The sequence below is a fragment of the uncultured Porphyromonas sp. genome (assembly GCF_900541275.1).
Classification (GTDB): Bacteria; Bacteroidota; Bacteroidia; order Bacteroidales; family Porphyromonadaceae; genus Porphyromonas_A.
In genome coordinates this window covers 20,449-40,048 of sequence record NZ_UQJH01000011.1, presented here as the reverse complement: position 1 = coordinate 40,048, position 19,600 = coordinate 20,449, and the positions used below count along the sequence as shown (strand labels likewise).

Below are 19,600 nucleotides of genomic sequence, written 5' to 3'. Positions count from 1 at the left end.
TCCTCGGTGTGATGAAGAGAGTCTACCACCTCGGTCTCCTTGGGCGTGACATCGGCTACAGCCGGTCCCCGGAGCTCTTCGCCGAGATCTTCCAGAGAGAGGGGCTCGACGGCTCCACCTACCGGCTCATCGACCGCCCGGAGGTGGGTCCCTTTTTCATAGAAATTCGCCGTACCGCCCGGTGGGACGGCTTCAACGTCACCACGCCCTACAAGACCGCCGTCATCCCCTATCTCGACCGGCTCGATCCGTCGGCATCGGCTGTGGGAGCGGTCAATTGTGTCACCTGCCGGGAGCGGATCCTCACCGGCTACAATACCGATGTGGAGGGCTTTGCCACCTCGCTCAGGGAAGAGATCGGGGAAGGGACTCTACCCGGCTGTGCGCTGATCCTCGGCAGTGGCGGTGCCTCAAGGGCTGTCCGGGTGGCACTCGAGCAGATGGGCATCCCGTCCGAGACGGTATCGAGGAGCCGGGGGCTCACCTACGAGGAGCTGACCCCGGAGCAGCTCGCCCGCACGCCGCTGATCGTCCATGCCACGCCACTCGGCAGTGCCAAGTACCCTGGCGCCAAGCCACCCCTGCCCTACGACGCACTCCACGCCGGGCAGCTGCTCATCGACCTCACCTACGAGCCGGAGGTGACCCCCTTCCTCGAGGAGGGGCTGGCGCACCGCTGTCGCACCGCCAATGGTCTCACCATGCTCCGCGCTCAGGCGGAGGCTGCCTGGCACCACTTCCGGGATAGGCACATCAGCGAGCCGTAATCCATCCCCTTCCCCCTTCCATGGGACACTGCGTCCGCAGTACTCGAAAACCGGGTTTTGCTGGCAAGGCTTTTCAGACGAAACTTGCGGAGCATATTATGAAGTGAAATCGGTACCTTTGCTCAAAGTAGAATAGGATGGAGAGGAATAGGCAAAAGAAGCCCAAGTTTAAGCTCAATCGTCAGACCTTCCTGGATCGCTTAGGCGACTTCTGGGAGGGGAAGTACTTGGTTCGCTCGATGAACACGCGGACCATGAGATGGGTGGTGGCAGTGGCACTCTTCTGCCTCGTCAGTATCTTCAATTCGTACCACAGCTTGCGACAGAAGAGCAAGGTGGACCGACTGGACCGCGAGATCACCGAGCTGAGGATGGAGTACGTATCCACCTCCTCAACGCTGATGGGCGCCCGTCGCCTGTCCGCCATAGAGAGCCGCGTCAGCGAGGAAGGACTGGAGATCTCCATCCCTAAGAATCCTCCCATTATCATCGACCGATAGCCGGTGGGAGAGGCGATATAGATGATGGAAGAGACGGAGCACAAGCTATCCAAGCAGGAGCAGCAGAAGAGACACAGACTGCGGCAGTCCTACCGGACCTACAGGATCATCGGTGGGATGCTGCTAGTGGCGGCGGTGCTCATCTTTGGCAGGACCTTCCTCACCGCCACGACAGATGCCCCTGCATGGCGTAAGCTCAATGCCAATATGCGCCGCGCCAATCAGCCCTCACAGCCCCTACGGGGGAATATCTACTCCGATGAGAACCACCCTCTGGCGATCAGCGTCCCCTACTACGACACCCGCATAGACTTCCGTGCCGGTGGCTTCGTCGACAGCCTCTTCACGGCCAATGTCGACAGCCTCGCCTATCAACTATCCAGCCTACTCAAGGACCGCTCCGCCGCCAGCTATCGCCAGCACCTGATGCAGGGATACAATAAGCGGAGCCGCTCATGGCGCGTCGCCACGCGCGAGGTGACCCACAGCGAGCTGCAGGAGATGCTCCGGATGCCCTACCTCCGCACCCGCAATCGCAATGTCTCCGGCTTCACCACCTCCCGCTACATCCGTCGCATACGCCCCTACGGTTCGCTCGCCCAGCGCACCATCGGTAGTCTCCGGCGCGACCCTGACAGCCTCGGCATCACGCACGGCAATAGCGGTCTGGAGCTCGCCTTTGACTCCGTCCTCTGCGGAAAGCAGGGGCTGGACGCCTTCATCTTTGTCCCCCCACGCTGGATCCGTGACCCGATCAAGCTCCCCACCGATGGCATGAGCGTCTACACGACGATCAACGTTACCATACAGGACATCACCGAGCGAGCGCTCCGTAGCGCCCTCGAGGAGTACGGCGGCACCTGGGCCTGCGCCATCGTCATGGAGGTGGCGACGGGGCAGATCAAGGCGCTCTCCAATCTCGATATGGCGGGTGAGGGACACTACATCGAGCGGACCAATCACGCGCTGGCAGACCTGCTGGAGCCGGGCTCGACCTTCAAGGCTATCTCCATCCTCGCCGCCCTCGACGAGGGCTACGTCACGCCGAGCGACACCGTCGATACCGGCAGCGGGCGCTACACCTACCGCAAGGGGCTGACGATCGTGGACTGGAAGGCTGGAGGCTTCGGTCGCGTCACGGTGCGAGAGGCGATGTATCAGTCCTCCAATATCGGTGTTGCTAAGACGGTGCTGAGGGGGTTTGAAAAGCGACCGGAGGACTTCTACAATAAGCTTATGGGGATGAATATCTTCTCCCCCATACGACTTGAGATCCCCGGCACCGCCGTCGCCCAGGTGGCAGACATCAAGAACTGGGGACCGGGCACCCTGCCGTGGGTCTCCTTTGGCTACAGCGTCCAGATGCCCCCGATCTACACGCTGCGCTTCTTCAATGCCGTCGCCAATGGGGGCAAGATGATGGAGCCCTACCTCGTCTCCCGCGTCACCGGCGAGGGCAGCACTTACTACGAGCGTGAGCCACAGGTGATCAATAAGCAGATCGCCGGACGTGCCGCCATCGACTCCCTGCAGAGCATCCTGCGGGGCGTGGTGATCCAGGGTACGGGGAAGCGGATCAATACACCCAATGTGACCGTCTCCGGCAAGTCCGGCACCGCCCAGTGCATCGATGCGGCGGGGCGGTATATGAATAATCGTCACCGCTACTCCTTTGCCGCCTACTTCCCGGCCGAGAAGCCAAAGTACTCCTGTATGGTGGTGATCAACGCACCCTATAAGGGCAATATCTCCGCTGCGCCCGGTGCGGTGATCCGCAGCATAGCCGAGCAGGTGAGCGCCACACAGCACAAGATCCTCCTCCGCGAAGTGCAGAGCGACTCGACAGCCGTCTTCACCCACGTCATGGGCGGAGGACTCCGCAGCGGTGTGGAGCAGGCGGCTCACGTGACAGGGATCAAGCGACCCAAGGGGAGCGCCGACTGGGTCGGCTACCTCCCCGAGGATAGTCTCCAGCGCCTCAGCGACCTGAGCATCCGGATGAATACGATGCCCAACGTCGTCGGTATGGCCACCTCCGACGCCCTCTATCTCTGCGAGACCCTCGGTCTGAGGGTCACCTGCAGCGGTCGCGGAGGGTACATTACCCACCAGACGCTCACCCCCGGCACCCCTCTGAGGGGTAGGGGAGCGATCCGCCTCACGCTCGGGGAGCCGAAGTAATAAAATCATCTCTTTATCTCACAATAGGTAATGAAACTCAGTAAAATCATGCGGGGCGTCCCCCACGAGCTGATCGCCGGGGAGGACAACATCGAGATCGGGCAAATATGCGCCGACTCGCGCTCCGTGGGCAAGGGGGACCTCTTCGTCGCCCTGCGCGGTCTGGTGACCGATGGACACCGATTCATCGATCAGGCGCTCGACCATGGTGCCGCAGCGGTCATCTGTGAGACCGTCCCCGACGAGTATCGCCCCGGGATCGCCTACATACGCGTCGAGCACACCGACGTGATCCTGGGAGATGTGGCAGCCAACCTCTACGACCACCCGTCCGACAAGCTCCGCCTCGTCGGCGTCACCGGGACCAATGGCAAGACCACCATCGCCACGCTCCTCTATGAGCTCTTCCGCAAGCTGGGCTACCGCGTGGGGCTGATCTCCACCGTCTGCGTCCGCATCGACGATGAGACGACACCGAGCCACCTTACCACACCCGACGCTCTGACGCTCCAGAGGTACCTCCACGAGATGGTGGAGGCAAGCTGTAGCTACGCCTTCATGGAGGTCTCCTCAATAGCGATCCACCAGCACCGCATCGGTGGGACCACCTTCGCCGGCGGGATCTTCACCAACCTTACCCGGGACCACCTCGACTACCACAAGACCTTCGCCAATTACCTCCGGGCAAAGCAGATCTTCTTTGACGAACTGCCGGAGGAGGCCTTTGCCCTCACCAACCTCGATGAGACGAATGGGATGGTGATGGTGCAGAACACCCGCGCCCAAGTCCACACCTACGCACTCAAGCGAAGTGCCGACTATAAGGGACGGCTCCTCGAGGAGCATCTCGACGGGACGGACCTGATCATAGACGGGGAGGAGATCTCTGTGCGACTGGTCGGAGCCTTCAATGCCTACAACCTCCTCGCCGTCTACGGTACAGCGCGACTGCTCGGGGCCCCTAAGGAGGAGACCCTCCGCCAGATCAGCACCCTCACCGCCGTGACGGGGCGCTTCCAGACCCTCGCCTCCAAGCGGGGATACTACGCGGTGGTCGACTTTGCCCACACGCCCGATGCGCTGGATAACGTCCTCACCACGCTCACCGACCTGCAGCGGGTCCACCACGGACGCGTCATCACCGTCGTGGGGGCGGGAGGACACCGCGACAAGGGCAAGCGACCCATCATGGCCGCCACCGCAGCGAAGTACTCCGACCTGCTGATCCTCACGTCGGATAACCCCCGCGACGAAGATCCGCGGCAGATACTCGAGGACCTCTGCGAGGGACTCTCGCAGGAGCAGCTCGCCTCCACGCTCCGCCTTGTGGACCGGCGCGAGGCGATCCGCACAGCCTGCACCATGGCACAGCCTGGAGACATCATCCTCATCGCCGGCAAGGGACACGAGACCTACCAGGAGATCAATGGGGTACGGCACCACTTCAGCGACGTGGAGGAGGTGCATCGCGTCTTTGAGGACGAGGAGCGCAGGAGCGAGTAGCCTATGCTGTACTACCTCTTCGACTACTTCGCCTCGCAAAACCTCCGCTGGTCGGCGGTATTCAATTACGTCAGCACCCGTGCCACCTTTGCCGTCATCGTCAGTCTGATCGTCTCCATCGTCATCGGTCGGCAGATTATCACCCTCCTGAGGGAGAAGCAGATCAGCGACGCCGTGCGACCCTACACCATCGAGGGTATGCTCTCCAAGAAGGGCACCCCCACGATGGGCGGGCTGATCATCCTCGCAGCGATCCTGATCCCGACGCTGCTCTTCTGCCGGCTCGACAATATCTACATCATCCTGATGATCATCGCCACGCTCTGGCTCGGCGGACTCGGCTTTGCAGACGACTACATCAAGGTATTTAAGAAAAATAAGGAGGGTCTCGCCGGGCGCTACAAGCTCGTCGCTCAGATGGGTCTTGGCGTGCTCGTGGCGCTCGTCTTCCTCACCTCCCCGGCGGTGGTGATCAAGGAGAATGCCCGCCAGGTGCTGGAGGAGGGTAGGGTGGTGACCGAGTTTGCCACCGTAGAGACGCAATCCCTCCAGACCACCATCCCCTTCGTCAAGGGGCACAACCTCGACTACTCCGCCATCGCACCGTGGCTCGGGATAGGGCAGAATAGTGAGCTCTTCACCATCATCTTCGTCAGCCTGCTCTTCGTCTTCATCGTGATGGCGGTCTCCAATGGCGCCAACCTCACCGACGGGCTTGACGGCCTCTGCACCGGCTCCTCAGCGATCATCGGTGTGGTGCTGGGGATCCTCGCCTACATCTCCTCCCATATCGAGATGGCAGCGTACTTCAACGTCATGTTTATCCCCGGGGCGGAGGAGCTGGTCGTCTTTGCTGCTGCCTTCATAGGTGCGACGGCGGGCTTCCTATGGTTCAATTCATTCCCCGCACAGATCTTCATGGGCGACACGGGGAGCCTGACGCTGGGCGGCATCATCGCCATCTTTGCCATCGTGATCCGCAAGGAGCTGCTCCTGCCGATCCTCTGTGGCGTCTTCCTCGTGGAGACGCTCTCGGTGATCATCCAGACCACCTACTTCCGATACACCAAGCAACGCACCGGCGTGGGGAAGAGGGTCTTCAAGATGACCCCCCTCCACCACCACTATCAGAAGCCCGGTGACGGCAGTATAGACGCCCTCCTGCAGCGGCCCTACCGACCGATCCCGGAGGCGAAGATCACCACCCGCTTTTGGCTCATAGGCATCGTACTGGCGGTGCTGACGATAGCGACACTTAAGTTTAGATAATATAGTATGGAATACACCATTGTCCTGGGAGGGGGCGAAAGTGGCATGTGGGCCGCCCTCCTGGCGAAGCGACTGGGGCACAGGGTCCTCCTCTCCGACAGCAATACGCTCCGCGATGCCACCCGCGACTTACTGCTCCAGCATGGGATACGGATCGAGGAGCGGGGACACTCCCTCCCCGAGCTCGAGCGTGCCACAAGGGTGATCAAGAGCCCCGGCATCCCCGACAGCGCTGCTGTGGTACAGCGCTGCATCGAGGCCGGCGTGCCGATCGTCTCAGAGATCGAATTTGCCGCACAGCACGTTGCCCAGGGTAGCACCCTCGTAGGCATCACGGGGTCCAATGGCAAGACCACCACCACCACCCTCACCGCTCACCTCCTGCAGGCGTGTGGCATCGATGCGGTGGCGTGTGGCAATATCGGTCTCTCCCTCGCCCAGTGCCTCGTCCGCGACCCGCACAAGGTCTACGTCATGGAGCTCTCCAGCTTCCAGCTCGACCATATGTACGACACCCACCTGCACGCCGCCGTGCTGATGAATATCACGCCCGACCACCTCGATCGGTACGACCACAAGCTGGAGCTCTACGCCGATGCCAAGGGAAGGGTATTCCAAAACCAGACCGAGGAGGACTACGCCATCACCTTCGCCGATGATCCTGAGACAGCCACCATGCTCGCCCGCAGGGATCCAAGCCCGGCGCGCGACCTCTCCTTCTCCCTCACCCGCACCGACACCGCCGCCTACCTCGAGGGCGACAGGATCCACATCCGTCTCTCGGGTGGCAAGGAGTGCCTCATCGACTACTCCCGCCTGCAGCTCAAGGGCCCCCACAACGCCTGCAACGTCATGGCCGCCTGTCTCGTGCTCCACGCCCTGGGGCTAGATCCCGACCTCGAGGACGGCACCGTCACCGGTGCGCTGGAGGACTTCACCGGCATAGAGCACCGCATGGAGCTGACGCGCGTCCTCCACGGGGTGAAGTACATCAATGACTCCAAGGCTACCAATATCGATGCCACCCGCCACGCCCTCGAGGCGATGCCTGACGGGCGGACGATCCTCTTCCTCGGCGGTACCGACAAGGGCAACGACTACGAGGAGATCAAGCCACTCGTGGAGGCGAAGTGCAAGGCGCTGATCTACCTCACCACCGACAGCGCCAAGCTGCACATGACCTTCGATCCCCTGCCTATCCCCTCCTTCGATGCGACGGGGATGGAGGAGGCCTTTGTCCTCGTGCAGAGTCTCCACCCGCTGGAGGGCGATGTGGTGCTCCTCTCACCCGCCTGCGCCTCCTTTGACCTCTTCAAGAACTACGAGCACCGCGGAGAGTGCTTCAAGGAGCAGGTCGCCAAGCTCTGACGCCTGACACTCATCTATATAGAGCCGACCCGTACGTAATGTACGGGTCGGCTCTTTTTTTATCCTAACACGCCCAGAGCAGATGTACTCCTCTGTACGTGAAAGCCCTAACTCCGAAAGCAAGGGAGCAGATCGCCTCAGTGCAATAGTCTCATTATATTTGCTTCCTTGGCTCAATAAGCGAGAAGGGCAAGACTTCTCTCTAATAGTTACTCGCTTATGGATTAGAGATTCTTCATCCAAGGAGCCAATAAATTACTCTTACCGACACGATGTATGAGGGGCTTTGGGGCGGGTAAAGTGATACAATTCATTCCCATCTTTGTCCAGCAAAAACATCGTAAGCCGGCCACTCTTGATGGAGATGAATGCAAACCCCGTCTCCGGACTACAAAATTGAGTCCCCTCTATCGGCTTCACTTTACGCGAGAGAGCACCCGAGGTCACCACCACATAGTCTACACTGCTACTATCTCTATGTATGTGCTGATGGTTGTGTATATGACCACTAAGATAGAGGTCGGCATGATACTTATCCAAAAGTGGAGCGACATATTTCTGCATATCCAGTCGCTCGGAGTCCGCTTTACTGGTATCGGCGTAGATTGGGTGATGGCCGGCAACAATCTTATAGTCTGCATTACTACCGGCTAATCCACTCTCAAGCCATGCCAATTGCTCCTCTCTGCTTTGCCCCTTCACACTTTTATACTCAGCATCATTGCGGTATTTATCGATTAGAGGGCAAGTGTCAAGCAAAAAGAGGTCGACAGTCTCTCCCTCATCAGTCCTGAAGCTTAGAGAATAATAGCGTCTATGGAGCTCCCACCGGCGACTAATCTTAGAGTAGTCGATCATGGCTTGCACATTACCCTTCTGTTCGTGGTTACCAATAATTGGGTACCATGGGATTTGTAGCTCGGGATGGTCATAGATCAATTCAAAATTGGTCATCCAAAGCGGGTCAGACACACTCTCCAAACCTATATAGTGGAAGTTATCCCCCAGAGTAAGTACAAACTCGGCATCTCCTTTACCGGCAAGCTCACCCATACTGTGAGCTATTGCTTTTTGGTCGTAATACCCATTGCGACCCTGGTCGGTGATAACAAGGAAGTTAAAGCCATCCTCGCTTGCCTCAGCTACCTCAGAGAGTGTCCTTTGGGCCGATACGGCTAATGGTAGCAATAATAACCAGAGGGCAATAAGTACTCTATTCATCTTATTTATCATACTATTAATCATCTGAGCTAATTACAAATTCCAGCGAATGCCAGCGTTAAATGTAGGCTTATAAAGCTCCAACTGCATCAACCGATCCTTTTCGCCTTGATAGTAATAGAGAGGGGTATTGAGTAAATTATTGGCATCAAAGAATACTTGCAAATTAGGCTTGATTTTATAATTGGCATTGAAGTCTAAAAAGGCTTGGCTTCCATAGTAACGATCTTCAAAATCATTTTTGCCCAATTGGTCCACGTAAGAGCTTGTAAAGTTGTATGAGATCCGCGCAGTAAAGTGCTTGTCTTCATACGCCAAAGAAGCATTGACAGTATGGGGTGCAGATCCCGGCAACATCATACCCTTACGCTCTTCACCATCCTCATTAGTGATACCCGAAGCCTTGGAGTGAGTGTAGGTATAATTTAGGTACAGAGACAAGTGCCGCAAAAAAGACGAGGGCAAGAAGTCAAGCTGACGATTGTAGGATACCTCCAGCCCATATATATCTACCGACTCACCATTGTGATGTGTCTTGTAATCCCACTCCTCACCCTCTGGAATTGGGTTGTGGCGGTCGGGGTAAAGCTGAGCAAAGTCATCGTGAGTAAAGCTACTGGTAGCATAGGTGTAGATGAAGTCATTAAGACGCTTGTAGAAAAGACCTGCGGAGAGTGAAGCAACATTACCGGGGTAATACGAAGCGATTAGGTCCACGTTGTGGGCATAGGTACTCTTGAGGTCTGAGTTGCCAAGCGAAATATTGTGGTCGGCATTAGAGATATTCATATAGGGTACCAGCCAATAGTAATTGGGACGTGCTATGGAGGTTGAGTAGGCAGCTCGGAGTACTGTCCTCTTATTGGGCTCATATTTGAGAGTCAAGTTGGGGAAAAAGTTGGTATAGCTATTGTTGTCCTTCACATTTTCGCCCTTCTGATCCTCAACTAAGGTATGTCCAATGTAGTCAATCGCTGTGTGCTCAATACGTAGCCCTGTGATGATCACAAATCGGTTAGTGACATTCTGATCCCACCTCAAGTATCCGGCGTAAATATTTTCTTTGGCATTATAATTAGCTGTCCAGTATTCACTGAGGATTGCCTCGCTTTCATATTTACTGGGATCATTTAGCTCTAGACTCCCAAGAAATGTTTTGCTTGGAAATACGCCCGGTACATAGCCTTTACTATTGAGAAACTTCGGGTCGTTCCACTCAACCAGATCCATCTCCGTAAAGGATGGGAAGCTGGTTTTAGGCTCATATTCATAGTAGATATTGTCACGATCCTTCTCCTTTAATCGGATCTTGACTCCCGCACGGATACGACCTTTCTGCTCCGAAATAACAGAAAAGGGAAAGCGGAAATTGAGCTTGCCACCCCACTCATTTTCATAGGTCATTTGCTCAGACTCGGAGAGCGTTTCTAGGCCAAACTTATCTAAAGACTCATTCTGTGCTGTCACCATAGGATAGCGAGTATCCGAAAGGTCTTGCCCAAAGAGGACTTTCTTCTGTCGCATATTGATATACCGCTCGTGGGGTCGATGCTCGGAAGCTCTAGAAAAAGAGATCCCCCAATTCATCTCAATTTTGCTCCTCAATAAGTGTTCACCGCCCAATGCGATGTCGTAAACACGCTGATCCTCTAACCGACGGTTGCGATTGCGGTCATTGTCTATCCCTCCTTTGGTTTGGCGATCAATCCGACCTGAATAGGTACCATCCTCCTCCAAGCTCATCTTGGACATACGGTATCGGAAGCGATTCTCTCGATCATCACGCCAGTTGTAAAGCGTCTTAAGGTAGATGGAATGAGAGCTATTAAACTTATAATCCATATTGATGGATCCGCTACGGCGAATGCGCTGCACATCGTACTTGCGGATCTGAAAGTCCTTCAAAAAGACATTGCTGTCTTTGGACGTCCATTCCCCCTCAATATTGTCTGACCCATAATCTTTATTTTGGTAGGAGAGCGAAACAACCATACCCAGTTTTTCATCAAAAAAATGATTGCCATAGGTGAGCGAACCATTAATGGTTGGTCTGTTCCTGATCATATTATAGCCACCACCCATGTTGATGGATAGGTTTTGACTCCTCGGTGCAGTTTTGGTCACTAGATTAACCGACCCTCCGATAGCATCGGCTTCCATATCGGGCAGCAGGGTTTTATTAACCTCTATCATTGAGATCATATCACTGGGTATCAGATCCATCTGCACGTTACGGTTATCTCCCTCAGCACTAGGTATACGCCCACCATTTAGGGTGACGGAGTTGAGGTGAGGTGCTAAGCCTCGCATCACTATGTTGCGGGCTTCTCCCTGGTCATTCTGCATGGTGATACCGGGGATCCGCTTCAACGCATCACCCACATTGGAGTCGGGAAATCTACCGATATGGTCAGCAGAGACCATATTTGTGATGTTACTATTACTCCTCTCAGTATTAATAGCACGTGCTTGACCTTTCGCCAATTCACCTAAAACTACCACCTCTCCGGTAGTAAAGGTAGACTCTTTCAGCTTTACTTTGATGCTACTATTTTTGCCTTCAATTACGGTCACCGTCGAACTATATTCCTCAAAACCAATGTACTTAACGCTCAGAGTATACGTACCAGCGGGTACACCAAGGAACACAAACGAACCATCGGCCGCAGAAACGGTGTATCTATTATCCCTATCCAATGTCAGGATCGCCCCTGGCAGATACGACCCGGTTTCATCAAGAATGACACCTGATAGGTTTCCCGTGCCTTTGGTCAGCTCTCTTTCCTCTCTACTGCTTATTAAGGATTCGACTGCAGAAACCTTTGGGCTGTAAGATAGGAGTGAAAGACCTGTAGCCACGCACCACAGTAGTACCCTTCCTTTCCTAAGAATCATAAAATGTCTCTAGTGTATAAAAATTATTGATAAAGTTTCCAATCAACTCGCACACAATAATAGGATATCTATATTACAACGATCCTTAATCAATATGACGTATCGGTTACACTAAATAAGACCTTTGCAAAATGGTCTTTCGCCGAAAAAGCGGTGCTTTTTCGGCAGGAACTTTGTAGAATACCCCAGATGCAAGGAACTGAGAGTGAGGGCGAAGGGAGTGTGCTTACGCACATGACCAAGCCCGAATCTCGAAAGTGACGCCGCAGATGGGGTATTATGCAAAGGTCTCTAAGTAGCTGTCGTATCATGCCTACCATCATTACTATCCCAAAGCGGGCGTATGGTGGTTAGCAGACTAAAGCTCTCTATCGGGCGAAGGGTGAGGCACATACAGTTGTGTCTATCAGAAGAGGGAGCAGAGAGTGAATCACCCGAGAGGGCGACTCATAATAGGCTACCTCAGGGGCCCGTATCGGGACTGTTACTTTTTATCCTAACACGGGATGTTGGCAGAGTGTCAATAGAGGGGGATTTCATGTTAGTCTGTGTGGAAAACTTTTTCTCGGATTTTGCTTGCTTTTGTGGCCGAAAAAAGGAACTCAGAAAGCCATCCGGATAGCCAAACTTTTTCCTCGAAAGTTATGCACCACTTTTCCACAGCCCCACTCACAATTTCACCATTCAGCCAATGTTGCTTGGGTAGGGCGTTCCTCGGAGGGGCTGACTGTTTCACCAACACTTTCCACACCCTTCACCATCTTCCTTTACAGCATTACATCAAGTCTATCTCTCTAAAAGGTATAATAGGATGAAAGGAGCGGGAGCGGCACGACAAAGCAAAGACATAGGGCTGCTCACTCCGTAGGCATCAGTCGATCCACGAAGTGCCTAAGACCGATCTGTACAATACACTGCTAATATCCCTCTATATCACTCCGATACGTGGTATCTCCTCCTTATCGGAGCATATAGGTTGTTGATCACCTTGCCTTGTATATGTTGGGCAATCTCATCGTCCCCCGATACAGCTCCTACTTCACACGCCAAAAGGTTTTGCGTTGCCCTATGGCTCTCTTACCGCCACCGGAACTTAGGAGACGCTACCTCATTAATCCTCTGTATCTGCATATCCAGGGCGAAGTCAATGTACGGATTGTAGTCCTCCGTTTCATAGAAGTGATCTATGGCGCTGCGGTATCGGAGTATGTCTGCCTGCCTATTAGATCGCACCGGGATGATATGAGCGCTCATCAGTACGATGCTCTCCACAAGCCGTGAGGTCCTCTTATTGCCGTCCGAGAATGGTTGCAGGCGAGCTATGTTGCAGTGCAGAAAGATGGAGCGAGCAAAGGGGTCATCGTACTTTTCTTGCTCTATTAGTATATCTGTGAGCTTCTGCTTGATCAATATAGGGTCTGATGGAGGGATATAGTCAGAGCCGGTTATTCTGACCTCGTGTGATCTTAAGGTGCCCCTTTGGGAGAGGGGCAAGAGGTCGTTTGTCAGCATTGCGTGTAGCTCCATTACAGTACAAGGATTTAGCCTTAGCTCTCCGCCCTTTTTTGATACGCTCTACACAGTCGATAAAAGTGTTGTATAAGTTCTTGAGCATAGTGGCCTCTGTGTAGGTCTTTAGCGAGGTTATACCGTCCTTAAGGAGGCACTCGGTCTCTACGTAGGTGTAGGTATTGCTCTCGATCTTAGCGGAGTAGTAGGCCCAGTAGATGCCCAGATCCACTATCTCGTAGCTCTCCAGAGTAGAGAAGTCAGCAAATGGATTACTGCTAATGAAGCGAGCTTTCTCTCGCTGATCGTGGCTCAAAGTCAAGTGCTGCATATATAGATCCCTGCCATAACGTCGGTTGATGCCGATCATCACAGAGCAAACTTACTGATATAATGCGTCTCCCCTTAGTGGCTTGACCGGTCTGCCCGCTCCTTACCTCTTATTATATACCTTAAGAGATAGACTTGATGTAATGCTGTAAAGGAGTAGGAGGAAGGGTGTGGAAAGTGTTGGTGAAACAGTCCAGTCTCCCGAGGAACGCCCTGCGCCAGCGACTTTGGCAGGTTGCACAGAGTGTGAGTGGGGCTGTGGAAAAGTGGTGCATAACTTTCGGGGAAAAAGTTTGGCTATCCGGAATGCTTTCTGAGTTCCTTTTTTCGGCCACAAAAGCAAGCAAAAGAGGAGAAAAAGTTTTCCACACGCACTAACACCTTTTTCCCCTCTACTGACACTCTACCAACACGGAGTGTTAGGATAAATGAGAGACGATGAAAAATCTACCCTCCCTCAGAGATTTCTCTAATACCGATATTAGTGAACTCTAATATCGGTATTAGAATCGTCTAATATCGGTATTAGGTAAGTGGCTTACCTATAGAGGCCATTTTTTACCCTTTGCGAGCGCTTATTTGTGTATTGTATCGTATTTCAGCTTACGGGCATAGGAGAAGTGGAGTCCCGATAGGGGCTGTAGCTAGCTATACATCTATAGACCCAGGAGCTTAGGGAACCACTCGGCGAGAGGAGAGGGGCAGCTGAGTAGCCCATCATTGTACTGAAGGTTGCGGAGAGAGAAACGGATGCGCTTCTCGGGGCTGTACTTGCTCGTGTATATACCAAGGCTCCTCCCGCTGACAGAATTCTCTGCCTTGACCTCTATAGGTATGATCCGCTCGCCCCATTGAATGACAAACTCCACCTCTGCCGTATTATCGGAGGTCCAGTAATAGGGATGGCGATTGTCAAGTAGTGGCATGAGTGACTGCAGGATCGCATTCTCTGCCAGACTTCCCTTAAACTCCGTGAAATTTGCACTCGGGCTCATCACGGTGGAGGGTGGGAGATTGGCAAGACGGCGCAGCAGGCCGCAATCGCACGCATAGACCTTAAAGGCTCTCAAGTCCTCATACGCAGATAGGGGCAGCCCGGGCTTGGAGATATTGAATATCCGATAGATCATACCGGCATCCTCGAGCCAGAGAAGTGCGTCTTCGTAGTCCTTGGATCGAGCTCCACTCCGGATGATTTTGTAGATGAATTTCTTATTCTCCTTAGTCAATTGCGAGGGCAGAGAGTGCCACAAGGACCGGATGCGAGGGATGTCGCGTGGCTCTGCGTACTTGGAGAAGTCCAGCTCATAGAGATCCAGTATGTCCTGTAGAACCTGCTCCACACGCTCCATACCCTCTCCATCAAGGAGTGCCGTGGCTGCCTCAGGCATACCTCCACATACTAAGTAACGGCGATACTCTGTGGTGAGTTTATTGAGGATCACCTCGGGGAGATGCTCCGGCTCCTTCATCTCCTCTACATAGGAAAAGGTCTTGGGGTCTGCCGTGCGGAGATACTCCCTGAAGGTAATCGGGTACATATGCAGCAGGCTTACCTTGCCTACCGGTACGGTCATACTCTTGCGCTTCACGGCGACACCCAGTAAGCTCCCTGCTGCCAGGATGTGGTACTCTGGTGCATCCTCGTAGAAGTACTTGAGGCTGTTGAGGGCTTCCTCGCACTCTTGTATCTCATCAAATATGAGGAGTGTCTTCCCCGCCTCGAGAGGTACGTCTGCAAAGATGGCAAGCTCCTTCAGGATCCGCTCCGGCCTCTTGGAGGTGCTGAAGATGGACTTGAGCTCAGGCTGTCGGTCGAAGTCAAACTTAGCGTAGTAGTCAAAGTGATCGGCTCCAAAGGACTCCATCACCCAGGTCTTGCCGATCTGCCGAGCACCCTCGAGTAGAATGGGCTTCCGGTGGGGGGAGTCTTTCCACCGGATAAGGTAGTCACTTATGTCTCTCTTAATGGTCATAATACACTTTTAAGTGCGGAAAAGTGTCAAAAATCACACTTTTCCTTAGTTAATAGTGCAATTATAGCGATTGTTGGGCATATCGCCTAATAGGCTTGGATGGGGTAGGAAGAGGTGGTGCACTTGAGATATTACGAGGGCGATCGCACATCGGTCACCGCTACACGGATGACCTGTGCCTATGGAGCGAGCACCCGCAAGGGGTGCTTCATTCCCGCCTTTTCACGGTGGTAACTGGTTCTATACCACTCTAATGAGATACCTTTATGGGGGCTTGGGAGAAGGGAAAGGGTGAAAAATATTCTCACTATAGGACTTTTGTGTATCTTTGTCTCAGTAAGGGGCTTTGCGTAAGGAGAGACACCTTTACAGGAACGATACTTCAGCTATCTGATAAGAGTTATGAGCCATACACCTGAGATATATCCGCTGTGTCAGCTGCCGGATGCTAATGTAGAGCGCTACGGGGTTGCAGCCCCCTGCCTGCTCATCCGCGATAATGCCTCCAGGACGTGGCATGAGATGAGTCAGCAGGCCTTTGCCGACCTGACGCACCGGATGGCTGCGGCACTCATCCGCTTCGGGATCCGTCCTCAGGAGGGGGTGGCGATCTTGTCGGAGAATAAGGGGGAATTCCTCGCCCTCGACCTTGCCGTGCAGCAGATACGCGCCTTCAGCATACCCATCTATGCCAGCTCCACCGCAGGAGAGATCCGCCATATCGTGACGGAGGCGGAGATCAGGCTGATCTTTGTGGGCGACGACAGGCAGCACAGTATGGTGAGCGAGGTGGTGAAGGATCTGGACTGCACTGTGGTCTGTATCGAGCCAAGTGAGAGGAGACCCTTTGACGGCATTAGGCTGACTGACTTCATGCAGATGGAGGAGGGCGAGTATGAGCGGTACCGGGCGGAGATCAAGGAGCGGATGGCAGACTACAGCCCGGACGACATTGCTTTTATCCTCTACACGAGTGGTACCACCGGCACATCTAAGGGGGTACCGCTCACGCAGCGCAATATCATCACGTCCATCAAGGCTCACTTGGTGATCGAGGGCATGAAGCCGGGCAGGGTGTCGCTGATGTTCCTGCCGCTGGCACATATATTTGAGAAAATGTTTAGCCTCCTCTGCCTGCAGTGCGGGGTGACGATAGCGGTGAATGAGAATGCACGCTCGCTCTTCCACTCGCTCAAGGAGGTGCACCCGCACTTTATGTGCAGTGTGCCGCGCCTCTGGGAGAAGCTGCATCAGGGGCTGATGAAGTACGTGCGTGAGGCGCCTAAGTCGCTCCAGAGCGTGGCTCGGAGGGCGATGAGCGTGGCGACCGCCTATCAGGAGAAGTATATCTCGACGGGACGGAGAGCGCCCCTCCTGAGGAGGCTGCAGTATAAGTTTTACGACAACATCTTCTTCCACACGATCAAGAAGAGGCTCGGCATCGACCGGGGGCTGGTCTTCCCCACCTCCGGTGCGGCGCTTAATGAGCACGTCTACCGATCGCTCCTCTCGCTGGGCATCCCGATCATGTATGGGTATGGCCTGACGGAGACGACGGCATCGGTATCCTTCAGCCGTCAGGGCGACTTCGTGATCAGCTCCGTGGGGCGTGTCATCGACCCGGTGGAGGTGAGGATCGATGAGTCGGAGGGGGGCGAGATACTGGTGCGGGGTGATACTGTCACGCCCGGCTACTACAAGCGCCCGGAGGAGAATGCGAAGGTCTTTACGGCCGATGGATTTTTCCGCACCGGAGACCTCGGTAGGATCGATGAGAAGCGCAACCTCTTCTACATCGAGCGGAAGAAGGATCTCTACAAGACAAGCAACGGGAAGTACATCGCCCCCAACTTCCTCGAGGGACAGATCCTGCAGGACGAGCTCTTCAGCCAGGTGGTCACCATCGGCGATAAGCGCAATTACGTCACCGCTCTCGTGGTGCCGGACTATAAGGTGCTGAGCGAGCTGATGGGCGAGGGAGCGCCGACCGATCCGAAGGAGCTGGCAGAGAGCGATGAGGCGCAGAGGATCGTCAAGGAGCATATCAATGAGACGCTCCGTGAGCAGGCCGACTATGAGCAGGTACGGCGGTTTGTGCTGCTGACAGAGCCCTTCTCGATAGAGAATGGCCTCCTCACCTCGACGATGAAGATCCGCCGAGCGCGCATCATCGAGCGCTACACGCCCGAGATAGATGCCATGTATGGCTACTCGGTCGACGAAAAGCCCGAGCTCTGACCCACACCATACGCCAAAAAAAGAGGCGTCCGGGGGATCTCTAAGTCCCTCGGACGCCTTCATTATTATCTTTGCTGTACCGAATTTAAGCCGCTGTGAAAAGAATAATATCCTTTTTTACAAAAAAAAAGAGAAGTAAGTTTGTTTTCGCTCCAAGTGAAGAAAAATCAAATGAAACCGATAAAAGTGCTATCTAATGTGAGCAACTAATCGGGGAATAGTCCGTACATTTGTGTCGTAAAGCTTGGTGCGAGGCATTTCGATCGCTCTGTCGGACACCAATGCGAACCTTTTAATTACTTACTTAATACATCATTATGAATCGCTGTAAGCCAAAAAAACTCCTGGGTCTACTGCCGATCTTGCTGCTCCTCCTACAGACAGGATGCACGATCGGTGACGAGCTGAGTGAGACGGCGACCCTCACCCTCTCTGAGGTGGGGATTGTCTCGCTCGATCCGGGTAAGGTGACTCGCGAGGTCGGCGTGACGACGGATGCTCCTGACTGGAGCTGCTATACCGCCAATAGCTGGATCTCGGCCACCAAAAAGGATGACCACACCCTCCTCCTCAGTGCGGAGGCTAATCCCACCTCAAGCGCTCGCATGGGATCCGTGGTGGTGACCGCCTCCGGCGTGCGTCGCCAGCTCACCATCATGCAGGGAAAGGGCACCGAGGTGATCATTGCTCATGCCGGTAGCAGTGCCGGCTCGAGTGAGCTCAAGATCACCCAGTGGGGTGAGACCCGCTCCATCGACGTGGAGAGCGGTACCGACCTCTGGACCGCCAAGAGTGACGATGAGTGGATCACCGTCACGCCCTATCCCGTCGCCAAGCGGATCGATGTCCGCGTAGCTCCCAACCGCAATCGCGAGCCTCGTGAGGGGAAGATCATGATCACCCTGCAGGGTGAGAGCAGCGGAGGTGCTGAGATACGTGTGACTCAGAGAGGAGTTGACTGGTTTATACTCCCCTATATGAATTTTGAGACAGCGACAAGGCCCGACATCCAGCTCTTCGAGAAGGAGAGAGGTGGTGCCATCGAGGATGAGAGTGAGCGCTTCTTCACCTTCTCCACCACGAGCAGTGCCTTCCCACGTGTCGTATATACGATCTATGCGGGTGGTGCCTACCTGTATGCTCAGGTGGATGCCTCCTCGACGCAGCTCCTCCTCGGTGAGGCGCGTCTGGAGCTGATCAGCTTCCTCAAGGAGAATGGCTTCACCGAGCAGGTGGATGAGAATACCTTCCGCCACAAGGATCAGCGCAATCTGACGGTGGAGATCAAGCCTTTCTTCAAGAATACACCACACCTCCTCTTCTCCTACAAGCCGGAGCAGCCCAAGGCGATGCCTACTTTTGACACCCTGCCTCTCGGACTGACCACCTTCGGCATCACGAAGGACAAGGTGAAGGAGTACGAGGACAGCGTGGGCGGTAAGGAGACCTACAATTATGAGGATGAGTACGAGTTTGTCACGCCTCCAGGTGAGTATAATGCCGATGGGCGGCTCTATCTCTTCCATCAGGATAAGAAGAGTGGCGAATACCTGCTCGAGAAGACCCGCCAGTACTTCCTCGACACGGATCGTGCCTTCTGGAACTACAAGGGGTACTTCACACCGACAAACGAATTTATGGCCCTGTGCGAGAAAGAGGGCTTCCACTTCGAAGAGTACAATATCCTCGAGCATGTCTACGTCTTTGTCTCCAAGGAGAAGGGGCTGACCATGGGTGCTCAGTGCAAGAAGTTCTTCGGAGATCCCGATCCGATCATCGTCCTGCAGATAAATCCCGGGACCAAGATGATTGCCCACAAAACCAACCGTAAGTAAACCACCAC

At 54.5% G+C, this 19,600-nt stretch carries 13 protein-coding genes; 8 read left to right on the top strand and 5 right to left on the bottom strand.

Annotated features, from left to right (window positions below):
- Positions 1 to 11: 11 nt before the first annotated feature.
- The 6 genes from QZR17_RS05830 to murD all read left to right on the top strand — a co-directional run bounded on the left by QZR17_RS05830 (position 12) and on the right by murD (position 7,588).
- The gene (locus tag QZR17_RS05830) at positions 12 to 767 is read left to right on the top strand and encodes a shikimate dehydrogenase (protein ID WP_297128841.1); all 756 of its coding nucleotides are present in this window, start codon (positions 12 to 14) and stop codon (positions 765 to 767) included.
- Between the two features lie 137 nt (positions 768 to 904).
- Positions 905 to 1,267 carry an FtsL-like putative cell division protein gene (locus QZR17_RS05825; RefSeq protein ID WP_297128820.1) on the top strand — a complete coding sequence of 121 codons (363 nt, stop codon included), beginning with the start codon at positions 905 to 907 and terminating at the stop codon, positions 1,265 to 1,267.
- Between the two features lie 21 nt (positions 1,268 to 1,288).
- Positions 1,289 to 3,448, top strand: a complete 2,160-nt coding sequence (locus tag QZR17_RS05820) for a penicillin-binding protein (protein ID WP_297128818.1) — start codon at positions 1,289 to 1,291, stop codon at positions 3,446 to 3,448.
- Between the two features lie 30 nt (positions 3,449 to 3,478).
- Complete coding sequence (locus tag QZR17_RS05815) at positions 3,479 to 4,951, top strand: UDP-N-acetylmuramoyl-L-alanyl-D-glutamate--2,6-diaminopimelate ligase (RefSeq protein WP_297128815.1); 1,473 nt, start codon at positions 3,479 to 3,481, stop codon at positions 4,949 to 4,951.
- Positions 4,952 to 4,954: 3 nt separating this feature from the next.
- Positions 4,955 to 6,220, top strand: coding sequence for a phospho-N-acetylmuramoyl-pentapeptide-transferase (gene mraY / locus QZR17_RS05810; RefSeq protein ID WP_297128813.1), 1,266 nt, complete (start codon positions 4,955 to 4,957; stop codon positions 6,218 to 6,220).
- A 6-nt stretch (positions 6,221 to 6,226) separates the two neighbouring features.
- Positions 6,227 to 7,588 carry a UDP-N-acetylmuramoyl-L-alanine--D-glutamate ligase gene (gene murD, locus QZR17_RS05805; RefSeq protein WP_297128810.1) on the top strand — a complete coding sequence of 454 codons (1,362 nt, stop codon included), beginning with the start codon at positions 6,227 to 6,229 and terminating at the stop codon, positions 7,586 to 7,588.
- A gap of 261 nt (positions 7,589 to 7,849) precedes the next feature.
- Here murD and QZR17_RS05800 read toward each other — a convergent pair whose 3' ends face one another.
- From QZR17_RS05800 to QZR17_RS05780, 5 genes are all read right to left on the bottom strand, one after another.
- On the bottom strand, positions 7,850 to 8,809 hold the full coding sequence (locus QZR17_RS05800; RefSeq protein ID WP_297128808.1) for a metallophosphoesterase: 960 nt from the start codon (positions 8,807 to 8,809) through the stop codon (positions 7,850 to 7,852).
- Between the two features lie 33 nt (positions 8,810 to 8,842).
- Positions 8,843 to 11,704: a TonB-dependent receptor gene (locus QZR17_RS05795; protein ID WP_297128805.1), complete on the bottom strand. Its 2,862-nt coding sequence runs from the start codon at positions 11,702 to 11,704 to the stop codon at positions 8,843 to 8,845.
- A 1,077-nt stretch (positions 11,705 to 12,781) separates the two neighbouring features.
- Positions 12,782 to 13,216, bottom strand: coding sequence for a Fic family protein (locus QZR17_RS05790; protein ID WP_297128838.1), 435 nt, complete (start codon positions 13,214 to 13,216; stop codon positions 12,782 to 12,784).
- Positions 13,140 to 13,544, bottom strand: a complete 405-nt coding sequence (locus QZR17_RS05785) for a hypothetical protein (protein WP_297128843.1) — start codon at positions 13,542 to 13,544, stop codon at positions 13,140 to 13,142. The genes QZR17_RS05790 and QZR17_RS05785 overlap by 77 nt, the downstream gene beginning before the upstream one ends.
- Positions 13,545 to 14,199: 655 nt before the next feature.
- Entirely contained in the window at positions 14,200 to 15,519 is a 1,320-nt protein-coding gene (locus tag QZR17_RS05780; protein ID WP_297128802.1) for an ATP-binding protein, read from the bottom strand.
- Between the two features lie 402 nt (positions 15,520 to 15,921).
- On the opposite strand from QZR17_RS05780, the gene QZR17_RS05775 reads away from it, so the two are divergent.
- Positions 15,922 to 17,757 carry a long-chain fatty acid--CoA ligase gene (locus QZR17_RS05775; RefSeq protein ID WP_297128798.1) on the top strand — a complete coding sequence of 612 codons (1,836 nt, stop codon included), beginning with the start codon at positions 15,922 to 15,924 and terminating at the stop codon, positions 17,755 to 17,757.
- 317 nt (positions 17,758 to 18,074) lie between these two features.
- Positions 18,075 to 19,592 carry a BACON domain-containing protein gene (locus QZR17_RS05770; RefSeq protein ID WP_296164456.1) on the top strand — a complete coding sequence of 506 codons (1,518 nt, stop codon included), beginning with the start codon at positions 18,075 to 18,077 and terminating at the stop codon, positions 19,590 to 19,592.
- Positions 19,593 to 19,600: the final 8 nt, after the last annotated feature.